This window comes from Actinomycetospora chlora (genome assembly GCF_039542135.1).
GTDB lineage: Bacteria > Actinomycetota > Actinomycetes > Mycobacteriales > Pseudonocardiaceae > Actinomycetospora > Actinomycetospora chlora.
Map to the genome: position 1 here is coordinate 1 of NZ_BAABHO010000053.1, position 18,442 is coordinate 18,442.

Annotated in this window: 15 protein-coding genes; 3 read left to right on the plus strand and 12 right to left on the minus strand. The window is 74.1% G+C overall.

The window, feature by feature from the left end:
* On the minus strand, positions 1-903 hold a 903-nt coding region (locus ABD994_RS25185), incomplete at its 3' end, for an aminotransferase class I/II-fold pyridoxal phosphate-dependent enzyme (protein WP_345422182.1).
* Positions 904-936: 33 nt separating this feature from the next.
* On the opposite strand from ABD994_RS25185, the gene ABD994_RS25190 reads away from it, so the two are divergent.
* Positions 937-2,031: a TIGR03617 family F420-dependent LLM class oxidoreductase gene (locus ABD994_RS25190; RefSeq protein WP_345422065.1), complete on the plus strand. Its 1,095-nt coding sequence runs from the start codon at positions 937-939 to the stop codon at positions 2,029-2,031.
* Between the two features lie 32 nt (positions 2,032-2,063).
* Here the strand turns inward: ABD994_RS25190 and ABD994_RS25195 are convergent, their stop codons facing one another.
* Positions 2,064-4,376 (minus strand): SulP family inorganic anion transporter, encoded by a 2,313-nt coding sequence (locus tag ABD994_RS25195; protein WP_345422068.1) that lies wholly within the window; start codon positions 4,374-4,376, stop codon positions 2,064-2,066.
* 452 nt (positions 4,377-4,828) lie between these two features.
* Positions 4,829-6,112, minus strand: a complete 1,284-nt coding sequence (locus ABD994_RS25200) for an adenosylmethionine--8-amino-7-oxononanoate transaminase (protein WP_345422071.1) — start codon at positions 6,110-6,112, stop codon at positions 4,829-4,831.
* 265 nt (positions 6,113-6,377) lie between these two features.
* On the opposite strand from ABD994_RS25200, the gene ABD994_RS25205 reads away from it, so the two are divergent.
* Positions 6,378-7,235, plus strand: a complete 858-nt coding sequence (locus tag ABD994_RS25205) for a PaaX family transcriptional regulator (protein ID WP_345422074.1) — start codon at positions 6,378-6,380, stop codon at positions 7,233-7,235.
* Here ABD994_RS25205 and ABD994_RS25210 read toward each other — a convergent pair.
* The 6 genes from ABD994_RS25210 to ABD994_RS25235 form a co-directional block, all read right to left on the minus strand.
* Positions 7,232-7,648, minus strand: coding sequence for a VOC family protein (locus tag ABD994_RS25210; RefSeq protein WP_345422076.1), 417 nt, complete (start codon positions 7,646-7,648; stop codon positions 7,232-7,234). The two genes, ABD994_RS25205 and ABD994_RS25210, sit on opposite strands and share 4 nt — an antisense overlap.
* Before the next feature lie 18 nt (positions 7,649-7,666).
* Positions 7,667-9,079 carry an NAD-dependent succinate-semialdehyde dehydrogenase gene (locus tag ABD994_RS25215; RefSeq protein ID WP_345422079.1) on the minus strand — a complete coding sequence of 471 codons (1,413 nt, stop codon included), beginning with the start codon at positions 9,077-9,079 and terminating at the stop codon, positions 7,667-7,669.
* Between the two features lie 9 nt (positions 9,080-9,088).
* A complete protein-coding gene (locus ABD994_RS25220; protein WP_345422083.1) occupies positions 9,089-10,516 on the minus strand; it encodes an MFS transporter in 1,428 nt (475 codons plus the stop codon).
* Entirely contained in the window at positions 10,513-11,130 is a 618-nt protein-coding gene (locus ABD994_RS25225) for a TetR/AcrR family transcriptional regulator (protein WP_345422086.1), read from the minus strand. Before ABD994_RS25225 ends, ABD994_RS25220 begins: the two co-directional genes overlap by 4 nt.
* Positions 11,131-11,220: 90 nt before the next feature.
* Complete coding sequence (locus ABD994_RS25230) at positions 11,221-12,075, minus strand: amidohydrolase family protein (RefSeq protein ID WP_345422089.1); 855 nt, start codon at positions 12,073-12,075, stop codon at positions 11,221-11,223.
* An 18-nt stretch (positions 12,076-12,093) separates the two neighbouring features.
* Entirely contained in the window at positions 12,094-12,921 is an 828-nt protein-coding gene (locus ABD994_RS25235) for a class II aldolase/adducin family protein (RefSeq protein WP_345422092.1), read from the minus strand.
* 84 nt (positions 12,922-13,005) lie between these two features.
* Between ABD994_RS25235 and ABD994_RS25240 the strand changes: the two genes are divergently transcribed.
* Entirely contained in the window at positions 13,006-13,458 is a 453-nt protein-coding gene (locus ABD994_RS25240; protein ID WP_345422095.1) for a group II truncated hemoglobin, read from the plus strand.
* On the opposite strand, the gene ABD994_RS25245 is transcribed toward ABD994_RS25240, so the two are convergent.
* From ABD994_RS25245 to dnaE, 3 genes are read right to left on the minus strand one after another with little or no spacing between them, the layout of a single operon-like run.
* Positions 13,451-14,245: an SGNH/GDSL hydrolase family protein gene (locus ABD994_RS25245; RefSeq protein WP_345422098.1), complete on the minus strand. Its 795-nt coding sequence runs from the start codon at positions 14,243-14,245 to the stop codon at positions 13,451-13,453. The genes ABD994_RS25240 and ABD994_RS25245 overlap by 8 nt on opposite strands.
* Positions 14,238-14,624, minus strand: a complete 387-nt coding sequence (locus tag ABD994_RS25250) for a VOC family protein (protein WP_345422101.1) — start codon at positions 14,622-14,624, stop codon at positions 14,238-14,240. The genes ABD994_RS25245 and ABD994_RS25250 overlap by 8 nt, the downstream gene beginning before the upstream one ends.
* A 22-nt stretch (positions 14,625-14,646) precedes the next feature.
* Positions 14,647-18,183, minus strand: a complete 3,537-nt coding sequence (gene dnaE / locus ABD994_RS25255; protein ID WP_345422104.1) for a DNA polymerase III subunit alpha — start codon at positions 18,181-18,183, stop codon at positions 14,647-14,649.
* Positions 18,184-18,442 lie beyond the last annotated feature (259 nt).

The window sequence follows — 18,442 nt, forward strand, 5'->3', positions numbered from 1 at the left end:
CGACGAGGCGGCGCGGGCCGAGGCGGCGCCGGCGGCGGCCGCGCTGTGCAGGGCCCCGACCAGCTCCGGCTCGGCCTGCACGATCCGCAGCGCGGCCAGCGCCGCGCCGGCCGCCGCGGGGGCCAGCCCGGTGTCGAAGATGAAGGGGCGCGCGGTGTCGACGAGGTGCTCCACCACCGCCCGCGAGCCCAGGACCACCCCGCCCTGGCTGCCCAGCGACTTCGACAGCGTCGTGGTCAGGACGACGTCGGGCGCGCCGGCGAGGCCGTGCTCGGCGAGCGTCCCCGCTCCGCCCGGACCGCGGACCCCGAGCCCGTGGGCGTCGTCGACGAGCAGGACGGCGTCCCGGGCCCGGCAGACCGCGTGCAGCGCGGCGAGCGGGGCGAGGGCACCGTCGACGCTGTCGACGCCGTCGACCACCACCAGCGCCCGCGGCTCCTCGCGGGCCGCCAGCACGGCGTCGACCGCCGCCGGGTCCGCGCACCGCGCGACCGCCACCCGGGCCCGCGACAGGCGGGCGGCGTCGACGAGCGAGGCGTGGGCGGCGACGTCGGAGACGACCAGCGCGCCGCGGCCCGACAGCGCGGTGACCGCCCCGAGGTTGGCGGTGTAGCCCGAGGAGAAGACGAGGGCGGCCTCCCGGCCGGTGAACGCGGCGAGGGCCTCCTCGAGCTCGGCGTGCAGCCGCGTCGAGCCCGTGACCAGCCGCGACCCCGTGGACCCGGCGCCCCACGCCCGCAGCGCCGCGACCCCGGCCTCGACGACCCGCGGGTCGCGGGCGAGGCCGAGGTAGTCGTTGGACGCGAGGTCGACCACGGGCTCGGCCTCGGCGCGCGGGCGCAGCGTCCGCCGGAGCCCGGCCTCCGCGCGCGCGGCCGCCGTCTCCTCCAGCCACGGACCCAGCCAGCTCACGGCGGACACCCTACGGTCGCCGGGGTGCGCCTCGAGACGCTGCTGCCGCTGGGCAAGGTCGACCCCGGCCTCCGGACGCCGGACACGCCGCTGGACATCCGGACGGTCGCCGAGCAGGCGGCGTTCCTCGAGGAGATCGGGTACGGCGGGCTCGTCGTCGAGGAGACCAAGGACGACCCGTTCGCGGTCCTGACCCTCGCCGCGAGCGCCACGCGCACGCTGCGCCTGGGCACGGCGGTGACGATCGCCTTCCCCCGCAGCCCGACGGTGATGGCGCTGCAGGCCTGGACGCTGCAGAAGCTCTCGGGCGGGCGGTTCACGCTCGGGCTGGGCACGCAGGTGCGCGGGCACATCCGGCGGCGCTACGGCGTGCCGTGGTCGGCCCCGGCGCCGTGGATGCGCGAGTACGTGCAGGCCGTCCGCGCCGTGTGGCACACGTGGCAGACCGGCGCCCCGCTGGACCACCACGGCGAGCACTACGACCTCGACCTCATGGTCCCGCTGTTCGACGCGGGCCCGATCGAGCACCCCGACGTCCCGATCCACCTCGCCGCGGTCAACACCAACATGTGCGCCGTCGCCGGCGAGGTGGCCGACGGCCTGCGCCCGCACCCCGTGTGCACGCCGTCGTACATCGCCGAGGTGATGCTGCCTGCGGTCCGCCGGGGCGCCGCCCGCAGCGGGCGCGCGCTCGACGGGTTCCGGGTGGCGATGAAGCCGCTGGTGGCCTCGGCGCGCACGCCCGAGGAGCTGGCGGGCAAGGTCCGCGACGCCCGGGCCCGGATCGCCTTCTACGCCTCCACGCCGGGCTACCGGGCGGCGTTCGACCACCTCGGCCTCGGCGACCTCGCCGACGAGGCGAAGCAGCTGTCGAAGGCCCAGCGCTGGGAGGAGCTGCCGGCGATGATCGACGACGCGGTCCTCGACCGGTTCGCCGTCATCGGCACCCACGACGAGATCGGGGCGAAGCTGCTCGAGCGCTTCGCCGGCGTCGTCACGGACGTCGAGTTCTCGATCGCCGTCCGCGACGACACCGACCGCGCCCGCCTGCGCGACCTCGCCGTCACCGTCCAGGCCGCCGACGACACCCCGGCCCGGGCCACGATCACCGGTACGTGAGCAGTTGCGGCCCCTATAGGGGCCGCAACTGCTCACGTGGGGATCGGGAAGGCTGTGGTCGCGGGGTCGCCGGGGGTGGCGGCGGCGCCGGCGCCGAGGCGGTCGCGCGACGCCGGGACGAAGCGGTCGCCCTCGAGCACCGACATCCGCGCGGTCGCGATGTCGAAGTAGAGCCCGACCAGCCGCACCCGGCCCTCGTCCAGCGCGCGGGCGACGGCGGGGTGCCGGGCGAGCCGGTCGAGCTGGACCGCGACGTTGACCATCGCGAGCTGGTCGACGTCCGAGCCGCCGCGGGCGGCCGCGACCGTGGCCACCGGGTGGCCCGCCCGCCAGCGGGCGACGCTCTCCCCGGCGCCGTCGAGCCAGCGCCCGAGCGCGCCGTCGCCGCCGGTGCCGCGCAGCGCCGCCGTCATCGCCCCGCAGCCCGAGTGGCCGCAGACCACGAGCGTCGGCACCTCGAGGACGTCGAGCGCGTACTCCACCGACGCCCCGACCGACGAGTCGGCGTCGGTGCCCAGCGGCGCCAGGTTGCCGACGTTACGGACCGTGAAGAGGTCGCCCGGCCCGCTCGAGGTGAGCACGTTGGGCACGACGCGCGAGTCCGAGCACGTCAGGAACAGCGCGTAGGGCGACTGCCGCTCGGCCAGGTCGGACAGGTACGGCGCCACGAGCCCGGCCGCGCGACGGTGGTACTCGCGCAGCCCCGTCAGGATCGGGTCGTCGGCCGGCTCCGTCTCGCGCTGCGCGGCGGCCTGCCACGCCGACCACGGGGACAGGAACCGCGGCACCGGACCCGGCCGCCGGTCGCCCGGCCCGCCGCCCGACGCCGTCCGCCGGTCGAGCAGGCCCATCGACCCGACCTCGTCGACGCGGACCGTCCCGCCGCCGCGCCCGTGGCGCTCGACCCACTCCTGGAGGTGGTCGAACGCGGCGTGGTCGAGGTAGTCGGTGACCAGGTCGACGACCACGGGTGCCCCCGCGGGCACCTGCCCCAGGCGGCGGGCCAGTCGCGGGATCGACGGGAAGCACAGCGCGCCCTCGACGACCACGTGCCAGGGACCGTCCCCCGCGGGCTCCTGGACCTCGATCGACGCCCACACCACGCGGCGCAGCACCAGCAGCAGCGCGAGGACGAGCCCCGCCACGACGCCGGTGAGCAGGTCGGTGAGCACGACCCCGAGGATCGTGACGACGTACACCGGCAGCTCACCGTGGCGGTGCAGCTCGCGCATGTGGGCGAGCTTCACCAGTCGCGCGCCGATGACGACGAGCAGCCCGGCCAGCACCGCCATCGGGATCTGCTGCACGAGCCCGAGCAGGGCCACCGAGAACACCACGATCCACACGCCGTGCAGCACGGCCGAGGCACGGCTGCGGGCGCCGGCCGCGACGTTGGTCGAGCTGCGGACGATGACCCCGGTGATCGGCAGGCCGCCGAGCAGCCCGGAGAGCGTGTTGCCCGCCCCCTGGCCGATGAGCTCGCGGTCGAGGTCGGACCGCTGCTCGCCGTGCATCCGGTCGACGGCGACGGCCGAGAGCAGGCTCTCGACGCTGGCGATGATCGCGATGGTCAGGACGCCGACCGCGAACGCGGCCCACTGCCCGTCGGGCAGCACGGGCGGGGTGATCGCTTCGAGCACCGACCCGCCGATCTCGACCCGCTCGACGGGCAGGGCGAGCGCCACCGCGGCGACCGTCGCGAGGACGACGGCCAGCAGCGGGGCGGGGATGCCGCGCACCCAGCCGGGCACGCCCCGCGGCAACCGCGGCCAGAGCAGCAGGAGCGCGACGACCGCGAGTCCGAGCAGGGTCGCCGGACCGTGCAGCGCCAGGAGCTGGTGGGGCAGGGCGAGCACGTTGGCGATCGCGTCGTCCTGCTGCTCGCCGCCGAGGACGACGTGCAGCTGGCCCAGCACGATCGTCAGGCCGATGCCGGCGAGCATCCCGTGCACGACCGCCGGCGAGATCGCGAGCGCCGCCCGGCCGGTGCGGGTCAGGCCGAAGACGACCTGGAGCACGCCGGCCGCGACGGTGATCGCGCACGTGACGCCCCAGCCGAAGCGGCCGACGAGGTCGGCGACCACGACGGTGAGTCCGGCCGCGGGCCCGCTGACCTGCAACGGGGAGCCGCCCAGGGCGCCCGCGACGATGCCGCCGACCGCGGCGGCGATGAGGCCCGCGGTCAGCGGCGCGTCCGAGGCCACCGCGATGCCCAGCGAGAGCGGGACGGCGACGAGGAAGACGACGAGGGAGGCGGGGACGTCGGCACGCAGGCGCTCGCGCCAGGTCGGTGGGGTGGGCCCGTCCCGCTCGGGGACGGGCAGGGCGGTCGCTCCGGTGGTCATGGGTCCTCCGTCGGGGGCCGTGGACCGGCCCGGCGGGGGTGATCGGGGGCGATCACCGGCGGCTGCTGGGGCGCCTGCGCGCGCCGGGCGACCACCGCGGAGATCGGTCACCCGGCGTCACCGCACCGGCGTCGTCGCCGCGTGCCGGAGGCGCTGCGATCACTGTGCCCTACCGCCGGGGCACTCCGACCCGACCGACGAGTTGATCGTGACTCTCGGTTCCGATCGGACCGGGTCGAGCGGTCCCCGCCGTCCCTCGTCCGAGTGTGACGTGGCCTGGAGCAGGGCGTGTCCGGCGTGGTGAGTCCACCCGGCCCGCAGGGTCGTTCCCCCGTGCTGCTCCGCGCGGGTGAACCTCGATCATTCCGGCGAAACGGACGGACACGCCGAACCGGACGTTCGCGGCCTCATCGCTGCCTCACACGGTCGTCACGCAGTGTTCACCTCAGGGGTCAGCCGGCGGCGGCCGCGGCGACCATCGCCGCCCCGATCCGCAGGACGTCCTCGGCGGGCGTGACGTACGGCGGCATGGCGTAGACGAGGTCCCGGAACGGCCGCAGCCACACGCCGTGCGCCTCGGCCGCGGCCTGCGCGGCGGGCACGTCGACGGGGTGGTCGAGCTGCACCACCCCGATGCCGCCGAGCACGCGGACGTCCTGCACGCCGGCCACGTCGCGGGCCGGCGCGAGCCCCTCACGCAGCCCGTCCCCGAGCGCCGCGACCTCGGCCGCCCAGTCGCGGCGCAGCAGCTCGTCGATGCTGGCGGCGGCGACGGTCGCGGCCAGCGGGTTGGCCATGAACGTCGGGCCGTGCATCAGCCCGCCGGCCTCGCCCTCGCTGATCGCCGTGGCGACGGCGGGGGTGCACAGCGCGGCCGCCATCGTCAGGTAGCCGCCGGTCAGCGCCTTGCCCAGGCACATCACGTCCGGCGAGACCCCGGCCTGCTCGGCGGCGACGAGCGTGCCGGTGCGCCCGAAGCCGGTGGCGATCTCGTCGAACACGAGCACGAGGTCGTGCTCGTCGGCGATCGCGCGCAGGGTCCGCAGGTGGCGGGGGTCGTGGAAGCGCATGCCCCCGGCGCCCTGGACCACGGGCTCGACGATGATCCCGGCGATCTCGCCGGCGTGCGCGGCGGCCACCGACCGCAGGTGCTCGTCGTAGGCGGGGTCGAAGGCGCTCGGGGGCCGGTCGGCGAAGACCTGCTCGGGCAGGAACCCGGCCCACGCCGCGTGCATCCCGCCCTCGGGGTCGCAGACGCTCATCGCGCCGAAGGTGTCGCCGTGGTAGCCGCCCCGCCAGGTCATTATCCGCGTGCGGCCGGCCCGCCCGCGGGCCCGCTGGTACTGCAGGCACATCTTCAGCGCGACCTCGATCGACACCGACCCGGAGTCGGCGAGGAACACGTGCTGCAGCGGCTCCGGGGTCAGCGCCACCAGCCGCTCGGCCAGCGCCACCGCGGGGTCGTGGGTCAGGCCGCCGAACATCACGTGGCTCATGGCCCCGGTCGCGCGCACCACGGCCTCGTCGAGCGCGGGGTGCCGGTAGCCGTGCACCGCCGCCCACCACGACGACATCCCGTCGACGAGCTCGCGCCCGTCGTCCAGCGTGAGCCGCACGCCCTGCGCCGAGCGCACCACCAGCGGGTCGGTGCGCCCGGGCATCGGGCCGTAGGGGTGCCAGACGTGGGCGCGGTCGAGGTCGCGCAGCGCGGCACCCGGCGATCCCTGCGTCGTCACCCACGCACCCTAGAGTCCGGGACCCGGCCGCGCCCGGCCCCGAGGGCGCGTCTGCCGCCCGACGGACACTCGCGACAGTCTCGTAAGATCGACCTGGAGAGCACCTGCGCGTGCTCCCCGCGCCGCGACGCCCCGAACCGACGGCCCGCACCTGCGGCCGGGGACCTCTCCATCACGATCTCCCGGGAGTGTCACCAGGGCCGCCGGGCAGTCCGCCCGGTCGGCCGGGGAGCCGGGGCGCGGGTGGGCCCTAGGATCACGGGCGATGACCAGCGCCGACGAGCCGACCGCCGACGCGCGGCCGGACCCGTTCTCGCGACGGCGCGAGGTCGCGGCCACCAGCGCGCGCTCGCTGCTGGTGACGGTGCTCGGCGAGATCGTGCTGCCCCGGGGGACGCCGGTGTGGACCCAGACCGTCGTCGACGTCCTCGGCCTGGTCGGGGTGGAGGAGAAGTCGGCGCGCCAGGCGCTGGCCCGCACGGCCGCCGACGGCATGCTCGTCTCCGAACGCGTCGGGCGCCGGGTGCGCTGGGACCTGACGGCGTGGGGGCACGGCCTGCTCACCGAGGGCGCGGCGCGCATCTATGCCCACGGGCGCGCGCGGGAGGCGTGGGACGGGCGGTGGCTCGTCGTCGTCGCGAGCGTCCCCGAGCAGCAGCGGGCGCAGCGCCACCGGCTGCGCACCCGCCTGGCGTGGGCGGGCCTGGGCTCCCCCGCGACCGGCATGTGGGTCTCCCCCGACACCGCCCGCCTCGACGAGGTCCGCGACGTGCTCGGCGAGGTCGGCCCCGCCGACGCGCACGTCCTCACCGGCGAGTACCACGGCGGGCTCAGCGCCGAGGAGCTGGCGACCCGCGCGTGGGACCTCGCCGACCTCGCCGCGCGCTACGCGGGGTTCGTCGAGCGCTTCGCCGACCTCGCCCCCGCCGACGACGCCGCCACGCTCGCCGCGCAGATCCGCCTCGTCGACGCCTGGCGCCGCTTCCCGTTCCTCGACCCCGGCCTGCCCGACGCGCTGCTGCCCGGGGCGTGGGTGGGCCACCGCGCCGCCGAGGTGTTCCACGGCCGGCACGACGCGTGGGCCGCCGGCAGCCTGCGGGCCGCCGGCGACCTCGGCCTCTAACCCTTCGGCAGCCAGACCTCCCAGGCGATGCCGTCCGGGTCGCCGAAGGACACGAACTCCGCGTAGCCCGCGTCCCGCACGGGCGAGTGCTCCACCCCGTGCGCGTCGAGCCGCGCCGACCAGGCGTCGAGCTCCTCGCGCGAGGAGACCGTGACCGCGACGTGGTCGAGGCCGGTGCGCTGGGGGCTGAACAGGTCGTTCGAGCGCTCGTGGGGCTCGTGGATGCCGAGCACCACCCCGCTGGCGGGGTGGCGCATCAGCCGGCGCGGGTGACCCGCCTCGGGCGGGCCCTCCCGGACATCGCCCACCCGCTCGAACCCGAGCACCTGCTCGTAGAACGTCACGCTGGCGGTCATGTCGCGCACGACCAGCGCGAGGTGGGCGACGCCGGTGAAGGACGGTGGCGTGCTCACTCGGGGCTCATTCAGGGCTCACTCGGAGGTCGGCGTCTCGGCCGCCGCGCCGGCCTGCACCCAGATCGTCTTGGCGTTGACGAACGACTGCGGCCCGAAGCTCGCGAGCTCCCGGCCGTAGCCGGAGTTCTTCGCCCCGCCGAACGGCACCTCGGGCGTCGACTCGGTGATCTTGTTGATGTAGACCATGCCCGACTCGACCTCGTTCGCGAAGCGCCACATCTCGGCCTCGTCGGTCGTCCAGGCGCTGCCGCCCAGACCGAAGTCGGAGTCGTTGGCGATGCGGATCGCGTCGTCGACGTCGCGGGCGCAGAAGACGAGCGCCACCGGCCCGAACAGCTCCTCGCGGTAGGCGCGGGAGTCCTCGGGGATGTCGGTGAGCACCGTCGGCGGGTACCAGTTGCCCGGCCGGTCGATCCGCTCGCCGCCGGTGAGCAGGCGGGCGCCGGCCTTGATCGAGTCCTGGACCTGCTCGTCGAGGTCGTCGACGCCGTTGCCCTGCGACATCGGCCCGAGGTCGGTGTTCTCGTCCATGGGGTCGCCGACCGTCAGCGACTCCATCCGCTCGACCAGCTTCTGCGTGAAGTCGTCCGCGATCTGCTCGTGGACGATGAAGCGCTTGGCGTTGATGCAGGACTGGCCGTTGTTGAGCATGCGGCTCGACACCGCGGCGGTGACCGCGGCCTCGAGGTCCACCGACGGCATGACGATGAACGGGTCGCTGCCGCCCAGCTCGAGGACGCTGGTCTTGACGTTCTGCCCGGCGCGGGCGCCGACCTCGCGGCCCGCGGGCTCGCTGCCGGTGAGCGTGACGGCGCGGACGCGGTCGTCGTCGATGATCCCCTCGATCACCGAGGAGCCGACGAGCAGCGTCTGGAACGCGCCCTCGGGGAAGCCGGCCCGGGTGAGGACGTCCTCGATCGCCAGCGCGACCTGCGGCACGTTCGACGCGTGCTTGAGCAGCCCGACGTTGCCGGCCATCAGCGCGGGCGCGGCGAAGCGCAGCACCTGCCAGTAGGGGAAGTTCCAGGGCATGATCGCGAGGACTGGGCCGAGCGGCTGGTACCGCGTGAGGATCCGCGCGTCCTCCGGGGCGTTGGCCGGCTTCGGCCACTCGACGTCGGCGAGGTCCTCCGCGGCGTGGTCGGCGTACCAGCGGCAGCCGAGCGCGCACTTGGTGACCTCGGCCCTCGCCGCCACGAGGGTCTTGCCCATCTCCAGGGTGGCGAGCTCGGCCAGGCGCTCGTTCTCGGCGTCGAAGATGTCCGCCGCCGCGCGCAGCGACCCGGCGCGCTGCTCGAACGTGGTGTCCCGGTAGCTCTGGAAGGCGTCCCAGGCCCGCTGGAGCTTCTCCTCCAGCTGCGCCTCGGTGAGGGAGTCGAACTCCTGCACGGTCTCCCCGGTCGCGGGGTTCGTCGTCGCGATGGCCATGGTCTCCTTCTACCCGGCCCGCCCCGCCGGTGAATCCGCCACCGGCTCGGCGACGGTCGCCCGGTGTGCCGGTCGTGCCGGTCGCCGCTCCGCCCGGGCGAGCCCGACCGCGAGGACCGCGGCGACCACCCCGGCCGCCGCGAGCATCACCCAGCCGCCGCGCAGCAGCCCGAGCTCGTCGGGCCGGCCCGTGGTGTGGGTGCCGATCACCGAGACCAGCAGCGCGACCCCGAGCACCGACCCGACCTGCCGCGCCGTCGTGATCACCGACGAGCCCGTGCCCCACCGGTGCGCGGGCAGCGCGCTCCCCACCACCGACGAGAGCCCGGGCAGCACGAGACCGACGCCGAGCCCGGTCAGGAGCTGGCCGGGCAGCATGCCCGCGGCGTAGTCGGGCGCGGCGCCGAGGTGCAGCGCCCACCAGGTCGGGCCGGACGCGAACAGCAGCGCCCCGACCGCGACGACCGGGCCGATGCCGAATCGCCCGGTGAGGTGACCCGAGAGCCGCGAGACGCCCACGACGACGAGCGGGCCGACCGCCAGGGCGATCCCCGCGAGCGGCGGCGACCAGCCCCACGTGCCGGTCAGGTAGAGGACGTTCACCACGAGCATGCCGGCGAACCCGGTGGTGAACGCGACCATCGCCAGCGCCGCCAGCCCCACGACCGGGGTGCCGACGACGGCGAGGTCCAGCGCGGGGACCGGGTGGCGGCGCGCGCGCAGCACGACGCCGGCGACGCCCAGCACGGCGACGGCGAGCCCGGCCAGCACCGGTCCCGACGCCCACCCCAGGTCCGGCGCCCGGACCAGCGCGAAGGCCAGGGCCCCGACCCCGGCGACGAGGGCGACCGCGCCGAGCAGGTCGGGGCGGCCCGAGCCCTGCCCGGCGGTGCGCGGCAGCACCCGCAGGCCCGCCACCAGCGCGATGACGCCGACGGGCACGTTGACCAGGAACACCCAGTGCCACGACGCCTCGACCAGCAGCCCGCCCAGCGGGGGCCCGAGGGCCGCGGCCACGGCGCCGATCGAGGCCCAGGCGCCCACGGCGTGCGCGCGACGCTCGGCCGGGAACGCGGCGAGCAGCAGCGCCAGCGACGTCGGCGTCACCAGCGCGGCCCCGAGGGCCTGGACCGCGCGGGCGGCGACGAGCAGCCCGACCGACGGGGCCGCCGCGCACGCCGCCGAGGCGAGCGTGAACACCGCGAGCCCGACGAGGAACACCCGGCGGTGCCCGTAGCGGTCGCCCAGTCGTCCGGCCAGGGCGAGGAACGCGGCGAAGACCACCGTGTAGCCGTTGAGGACCCACGAGATCTGGCCGAGGTCGGTGCCCGGGAAGTCGGCGCGGATGTCGGGGAAGGCCAGGTTGACGATGAACAGGTCGAGGCTGGAGAGGAACGCGGCGGCCGAGGTGACGAGCAGGACGGCGCGGGGGCTCACGCCGCCGTCCCCGTCCGGGTGTCGACGAGCGTCCGGGCCAGCTCGACGGCCGTGTCGGCGGCGACGTCGCGGTCCGTGCGGTCGCGGTAGGCGGCCTGGAGGTAGAGCCCGTCGACCACGAGCACCAGCTCCTCGAGCAGGCGCTCGGGGTCGGCGACACCGAGGTCGGCGACCAGGCCGGCCAGCTCGTCGTGGGTCGCGCCCAAAAAGTCGCGCGCCACCCCGGCCGGTGTCGGCGGGCCGTCGGCGTCGCCGAGGTCGGCGTCGTCGGGGAACTCCGCGAGGTAGTTGCGGAAGGCGCAGCCCCGGAAGCGGGGGTGCGCGGTGGTGCGCGCGACCTCCTCGACCAGGGCGAGCAGCTGCTCGCGCGGGGTGTCGCCCGCCGCCTCCCGAGCGCGGCTCGTGGCCGCGGTCCGGATCTCGCGGGCCCGCTCGAGATAGGCCGCGACCAGGTCGGTCTTCGTCGGGAAGTGCGAGTAGAGCAGGTTCTTGCCGGTGCCGGCCTCGCTGATCACCTGGTTCATGCCGACGGCGCGCACGCCGTGCTCGTAGAACAGGCGCGACGCGGTGGTCAGGATGCGCTCCCGCGTTCCGGGGGCGGGCGTGCGAGCCACTCCGGGCTCCCTCCGTCTCGACGGACCAGGCGGTCCCGGACCGATCGGTCCCACAGGCACGCTACGCCTTCGGAGTCCCCGCCGCGAGCATCAGACGCGGGACGGCGGCTCGGCGAGGCCGGGGTAGACGCGCAGGGCGTTCCCGCCGAGCAGGGCGGCGGTGAGCTCGTCACCGAGGTCGAGGGCGCGGACCGCGGCGATGTTGCGGGCGGGGTCGGCGGACGGGGCGTCGGTGCCGAACACCGACTTCGCCGCGACCCGCGCGATGCCGAACCGCTCGTAGTAGGTGGGCAGCTTGTGCGGCGGGAGGCCGGCCAGGTCGAGCCAGACGTTCTCGCGCGTCAGCGCCATCGACGCCGCGGCCTCGTAGCTCCAGCCGCGGCCGCCGTGGGCGAGCACGAGCGTCAGCCCCGGGAAGTCGCGCAGGACGTCGTCGAGCAGGACGGGGTCGCCCTGCCGACCACTGGCGCCGGGGAACACCGACGGGCCGGTGTGCACGATGACCGGGACCCCGCGCTCGACGCAGCGGGCGTAGGCCGGGTAGAGCTCGCGGTCGTTGGGCGCGATGCCGGCGTGCACCGGATGGACCTTCAGCGCGACGGCCCCGAGGTCGAGCTGCCGGTCGAGCTCGGTGACCACCGGGTGGTGGACGTGCGGGTTGACGTTGGCCACGATCCGGAACCGGTCCGCGTCGGCGTCCACCAACGGCAGCATGTCCTCGATCGTCTGCCACCCGGTGGCCTTCGGCGAGTACTCGCAGAACAGCAACACCCGGTCGACCCCGGCGCCCGCGAACAGCGCCGAGACCCGCTCCGGGATCGCCGCGCCCTCGCCGTCGTAGCAGGCCGCCCACGCGTCGGCGGTGCCCGCGGGACCGATCCACTGGTCCCACGGCACCTTGAGCCGCGCGAGGTGGGCGACGTGGACGTGGGCGTCGACGATCACCCGGTCACTGTGGCATGCCTAATCGAAGAGGTCCGGATCGGTCCGGACGATCTCGTCCCACAGCGGCTGGAAGGCGAACCAGCCCATGTAAGGCGTGCCGGTCTGGTCGGCGGTGAACTTGGCGTTGGCGTGGTCGATCTGCGTCACGGTGCCGGCGGCCTCGGCCAGCAGCTGGGCCTGGCAGTTGCGCTCGGTGTTGACGAACCACCACGCGGCCTCGGCGACGGTGTCGCCGACGGTGAAGATCCCGTGGTTCTGGTGGAAGACCATCTTGCGGCCGGTCAGCCCGGTGGCCAGCGCGCGCCCCACCTCGGGGTCGAGCACGACGGCGCCGCGGCCCTCGGTGACCACCCCGTGGTTCTCGTAGAGCGTGCAGGCGTCCTGGGTGATCGGGTCGAGCGGGCGGCCCAGCGCCGACCACGCCTTGCCGTACACCGAGTGCGCGTGCGCCGCGGCGGTGACCTCGGGGTGCGCATGGTGCACCGCGGAGTGGATGACGAACCCGGCCTGGTTGACCGGCTTGTTGCCGTGCACCACCTCGCCGTCGTGGCTGACGGCGATGAGGTCGGAGACCCGGATGTGCCGGAAGCTCATGCCGAACGGGTTGACCCAGAACAGGTGCGGGTCCTCCGGGTCGCGCACCGTGATGTGGCCCGCGATCCCCTCGCCGAACCCGAACTTGCCGAAGATGCGGAACGCGCCGGCGAGCTGCTGCTTGCGGTGCAGCCGCTCCTCCGCGCTCGTCGCGAACGTCGGCGGCTGCGGCATCCGGATGCCCTCCTGGGTGGGGCGGAAGCCGGACGTCTCGTCCTGGGTGCTGCGGGTGTCCTGCGTGGGGGCGGCCATCCCTCGACCGTGCGCTGCGTCATCGGCCGGGGTCAAGGGGTGACGTCCTTGTCGGGAGGATGTCCGCGGAGCAGGCTCGGGACGGTGCGGGGCTCGGTCTACGACGCTGTCGGCGGCGACGAGGCGTTCCTCGCCCTCGCGCGGGCGCACCACGCGCGCTGCCTCGCCGACCCGGAGCTGGCCCACCCGTTCTCGGGGCCCGACCAGCACCCGCGGCACGTCGAGCGCCTCGCCGCGTACTGGGCCGAGGTGCTCGGCGGTCCCCCGCGCTACTCGCGGGGCTGCGCCGACCAGACGCACGTGCTGTGGCTGCACAGCGGCAACGGCGAGATCGACGACCTCGGCCGCCGCTTCCTCGCCTGCTTCCTGCTCGCGCTCGACGACGCGGGCGTGCCCGACGACCCCGAGCTGCGGGCCTGCCTGCGCGCCTACATGACGTGGGCCGTCGCCGACGTGCTCGTCTACTCGCCCGTCGACGCGGTCGTCCCGGCCGACGCCGCGATGCCCCGCTGGTCGTGGGACGGGCTCGTCAGCTGACGCCGATCCGCGCCGCGACCAGGTCGGCGACCGCCCGCATCCCGGCCGCCGTCGGGTGGAACGGCACCGCGCCGCCGAGCACCGGCACGCCGAGCGCCGTCCCGCCGATCCACGGCTCGGGCGAGCCGGCACCGTGCTCCGCGCTCGGGCCGGAGGCGACGACGAGGTCGGCGCCGGCGTCCGCGGCGGCGCCCGCGAATACCGCGTCCAGACCGGCGGCGATCTCCCGCCCGGCGGCGATCTGCTCGGCGGTCAGCGGCACGGTGGCCGGGGTGGCGTGGCGGCCGAGGACGGTGAGGTAGTCGACGAGCACGACGCGCGCGTCGGGGGCACGCCGCCGTACCTCCGCGACCAGGGCCGCCAGGGACGTCCGGACCTCGGCGAAGGCGCCGGGCGCGGGCACCGCGACGGTGGAGCGCAGCCGCCGGGCCAGGGCCTCGGGCAGGCGCCCGGCGAGCGTCCCGCGCAGCCCGGCCGAGGTGAGTGCGCCGAGGTACCCGAGATCGTTGCCGCCGGCGGTGATCGTCACCAGCGTCGTGTCGGCGGTGACGGCCTCGACCTGCGGCGGCACCCGGCCGGCCAGGGTCGGCTGGCGGGCGTGGCGCAGCTGCGCGGTGGTGGCCCCGGAGCAGGTGACGTCCACCAGCGGGAGCCCGAGCCGCTCCGCGAGCAGGTGCGGGTAGTTGCGTCCCGACCGCAGCGCGGCGCGGTCGACCAGGGGCGGGATGCCGGGTCCGGCGGCGAAGGAGCTGCCGAGGGCGACGTAGCGGCCGCCCGGGTCAGTCACCCGCGGACTCCCACAGCCCGACGACGTTGCCCTCGGTGTCGCGGAAGTAGGCGGCGAAGCCCATCTCCCCCACCGGCGCCTTCGGCGAGAGGACCGTGCCGCCGTAGGCGGTGACGTGCTCGAGCGTCTCGTCGATGTCGCCGACGTCCACCACGATCACCGGGCTGCGCGGCTCGTCCTCGCCGCGGCGGAACATGCCGCCGTTGATGTAGCCGGGCTCGGCCGGGGCGCCCTCCTCGGTGACCGGACCGCTCATGGCGAGCGTGTAGTCCATGCCCGGCATGTCCTGCAGCGTCCAGCGGAAGACCGCCCCGTAGAACGCCCGCGCACGGTCGCCGTCGTCGAACGGGACCTCGAAGTGGACCACCCGACCGCTCATGCTCGACTCCTCCGTCGCTGGATCAGCCCAGGCAGCGCGGACCGAGCAGGGCCTTGAGGTCGCCCATCAGCGCGCCCGAGTTCTGCACCTTGAGCCCGTCGTCGAGGCGCAGCACGTGGCTCGCGCCGTTGGCCGCGAGCAGCGTCAGGTGGACCTCGCTGGGGCCCGGGTGCGCCACCAGGACCTCCTTGAGCTTGCCCACCCGCTCCGGCGTGCACCGGGCGCTCTCGATGACGACCTTGACCGGCGCGCCGCCGACGCCGCCGGAGAGATCCGGCACCGCGAGGTCCTCGACGAACAGGCTGACGCGGTCGTCACGCTTGTTGACCTTGCCCTTGACCAGCACGATCGCGTCCTCGGCGACATCGATCGACACCGCGGCGTAGGTGCGCGGGAAGAACAGCACCTCGATGCCGCCGGCGAGGTCCTCGATCTGCGCCGACGCCCAGGGCTCGCCCTTCTTGTTCACCCGCCGGGTGACCGTGGCGAGGATGCCGCCGACCGTAACCGTCGCGCCCTCGGCGACGTCGCCCTCGAGGATCTTGGTGATCGCGGTGTCGGCGCGGCTGGCCAGCACCTGCTCGAGGCCGTTGAGCGGGTGGCCCGACACGTACAGACCGAGCATCTCGCGTTCGAGGGCGAGCCGGTGCTTGGGCTCCCACTCCCCCTCGGGCACCTTGACGTCGAACATGCCCGTCGTGTCGGCGGCCTCGGCGTCCGCGTCGTCGAAGCTCCCGAACAGGTCGAACTGCCCGTCGGCCTCGGCCTTCTTCGTGGTCATCACGGCGTCGACGGCCTCGGCGTGCACCAGCGCGAGGCCCTTGCGCGGGTGGCCCAGCGAGTCGAACGCGCCGGCCTTGATCAGCGACTCGACCGTCTTCTTGTTGCAGACCTGCTGGGGGACCTTGCGCAGGAAGTCGGAGAAGTCGGAGTAGTTCCCCTTCTCGCGACGGGCCTCGACGATCGCGTCGACGACGTTCGCACCCACGTTGCGGATGGCGCCGAGCCCGAACCGGATGTCGGTGCCGACCGGCGCGAAGTCGCGCACCGAGTCGTTGACGTCGGGCGGGAGGACCGTGATGCCCATGCGCCGGCACTCGGCGAGGTAGATCGCGGCCTTGTCCTTGTCGTCGCGGACGCTGGTGAGCACCGCGGCCATGTACTCGGCGGGGTAGTTCGCCTTGAGGTACGCCGTCCAGTAGGAGACGACGCCGTACGCGGCGGAGTGCGCGCGGTTGAACGCGTAGTCCGAGAACGGCAGCAGGATGTCCCACAGCGTCTTGATCGCCGCGGCCGAGTAGCCGTTGTCCTTCATGCCCTGGGCGAAACCCTCGTACTCCTTGTCGAGGATCTCCTTCTTCTTCTTGCCCATGGCGCGGCGCAGCAGGTCCGCCTTGCCCAGCGAGTAGCCCGCGAGCACCTGGGCGATCGCCATGACCTGTTCCTGGTAGACGATCAGCCCGTAGGTCTCGCCGAGGACCTCCTTGAGGGGCTCCTCGAGCTCCGGGTGGATCGGCGTGACCTCTTGCCGCTTGTTCTTCCGGTCGGCGTAGTCGTTGTGGGCGTTGGCGCCCATCGGGCCGGGCCGGTAGAGCGCGCCGACGGCCGAGATGTCGTCGAACTCGGTGGGCGCCATGCGGCGCAGCAGGTCGCGCATCGGGCCGCCGTCGAGCTGGAACACCCCGAGCGTCTCGCCGCGCGACAGGAGTTCGTAGGTGGCCTTGTCGTCCAGACCGAGGTGGTCGAGGTCGAGCGGCTCCTTGCCGTTGAGCGTGATGTTCTTCAGCGCATCGTCGATGATCGTGAGGTTGCGCAGGCCCAGGAAGTCCATCTTCAGCAGGCCGAGCGTCTCGCAGACGCCCATGTCGAACTGCGTGATGATGGCGCCGTCGGCCTCGCGCCGCTGGATCGGGATGACGTCGATCAGCGGTTCCTTGGACATGATCACGCCGGCGGCGTGCACGCCCCACTGCCGCTTGAGGCCCTCGAGGTCCCGGGCGGTGTCGACGATCTCCTTGACCTGCGCGTCCGACTCGTAGAGCGCGCGCATCTCGGCGGCCTCGGAGTAGCGCTTGTGGCTGGGGTCGAACACGCCCGAGAGCGGGATGTCCTTGCCCATGACCGCGGGCGGCATCGACTTGGTGATGCGGTCGGCCACCGCGTAGCCGGGCTGGCCGTAGAGCACGCGCGCGGAGTCCTTGATCGCGGCCTTCGCCTTGATCGTGGAGTACGTGATGATCTGCGCGATCTTCTCCTCGCCGTACTTCTCGGTGACGTAGCGGATCATCTCGCCGCGCCGGCGCTCGTCGAAGTCCATGTCGATGTCGGGCATGGAGACGCGCTCGGGGTTGAGGAACCGCTCGAAGATCAGCTTGTGGTGGATCGGGTCGAGGTCGGTGATGCCCAGGACGTAGGCGACGAGGCTGCCCGCGGCCGACCCGCGGCCCGGCCCGACGCGCAGGTTGACCGAGCGGGCGTAGTTCAGCAGGTCGGCCGTCACCAGGAAGTAGCCCGGGTAGCCCATCTGCATGATGACCGACACCTCGTAGTCGGCCTGCTTGCGGTACTTCTCGGAGAAGCCGTTCGGGAAGCGCCAGTGCAGCCCCCGCTCGACCTCCTTGACCAGCCAGCTGCCCTCGGTCTCGCCCTCGGGGACCGGCGCCACGGGCTGGAGGTCGCGGCCCTCGGTGAAGCTCACGTCGACCCGCTCGGCGATGGCCAGGGTGTTGTCGCAGGCCTCGGGGAACACGCCGTCCCACTGGGCGCGCATCTCCTGCGCGCTCTTGAGGTAGAAGTCCTGCGCGTCGAACCGGAAGCGGTTCGGGTCGTTCATCGTCTTGCCGGTCTGGACGCACAGCAGCACCTCGTGCGGCTTCGCGTCCTTCGCGTACGTGTAGTGCAGGTCGTTGGTGGCGAGGCCGGGCAGGTCGAGCTTCTTCTTGAGGTCGTAGAGGTCGTCGCGGACCCGGCGCTCGATCTCGATGCCGTGGTCCATCAGCTCGCAGAAGAAGTTGTCCGCGCCGAAGATGTCCCGGTAGTCGCTGGCGGCCTGGCAGGCGCCGTCGAAGTCGCCCTGCTGGAGGTAGCGCGCCACCTCGCCCGACGGGCAGCCGGTGGTGGCGATGATCCCCTTGCCGTACGTCTCCAGCAGCTCGCGGTCCATGCGCGGCTTGTAGTAGTACCCCTCGAGGCTGGCCAGGCTCGAGAGCCGGAAGAGGTTGTGCATCCCCTCCGTGTTCTCGGCCAGCAGCGTCATGTGGGTGTACATCTGGCCCGGGTTGTCGTCCGAGATGACCTGGCCGCCGAGCGTCGCGCGCTTGCGCTCGTGGCGGCTGCCGGGGGCGAGGTAGCCCTCCATGCCGATGATCGGCTTGACCCCGTGGGCCTTCGACTTCTTCCAGAACTCGTAGGCGCCGTAGGTGTTGCCGTGGTCGGTCATCGCCAGGGCCGGCATGCCCATGCGCGCGGCCTCGGCGAACAGGTCGTCCAGCCGCGCGGCACCGTCGAGCATCGAGAACTCGGTGTGCGTGTGCAGGTGGACGAACGAGTCGCCGGTCACGTCGCGGGACCTCCCTGGGAGCCGGTTCACCCTGTTCCGCCGACCTCCCCGCGCGCGGGGACGGGGGTCGGCGGGAGCGGGTCCAGCGTATCCGCGACCCCCGACAGCGCCGCCCCTCCCCGAGGGCCCCGGTCGTCGTCGCTGCTCACTCCGACCGGCCCGGCGTGTCGCCCGGATCCGGGCTCCACCCCACGCGTCACAGGCGCCCCACGCCGCCACCTCTCCGGTGATCAGCAGGACGAAAGGCACCGCGGAGGGG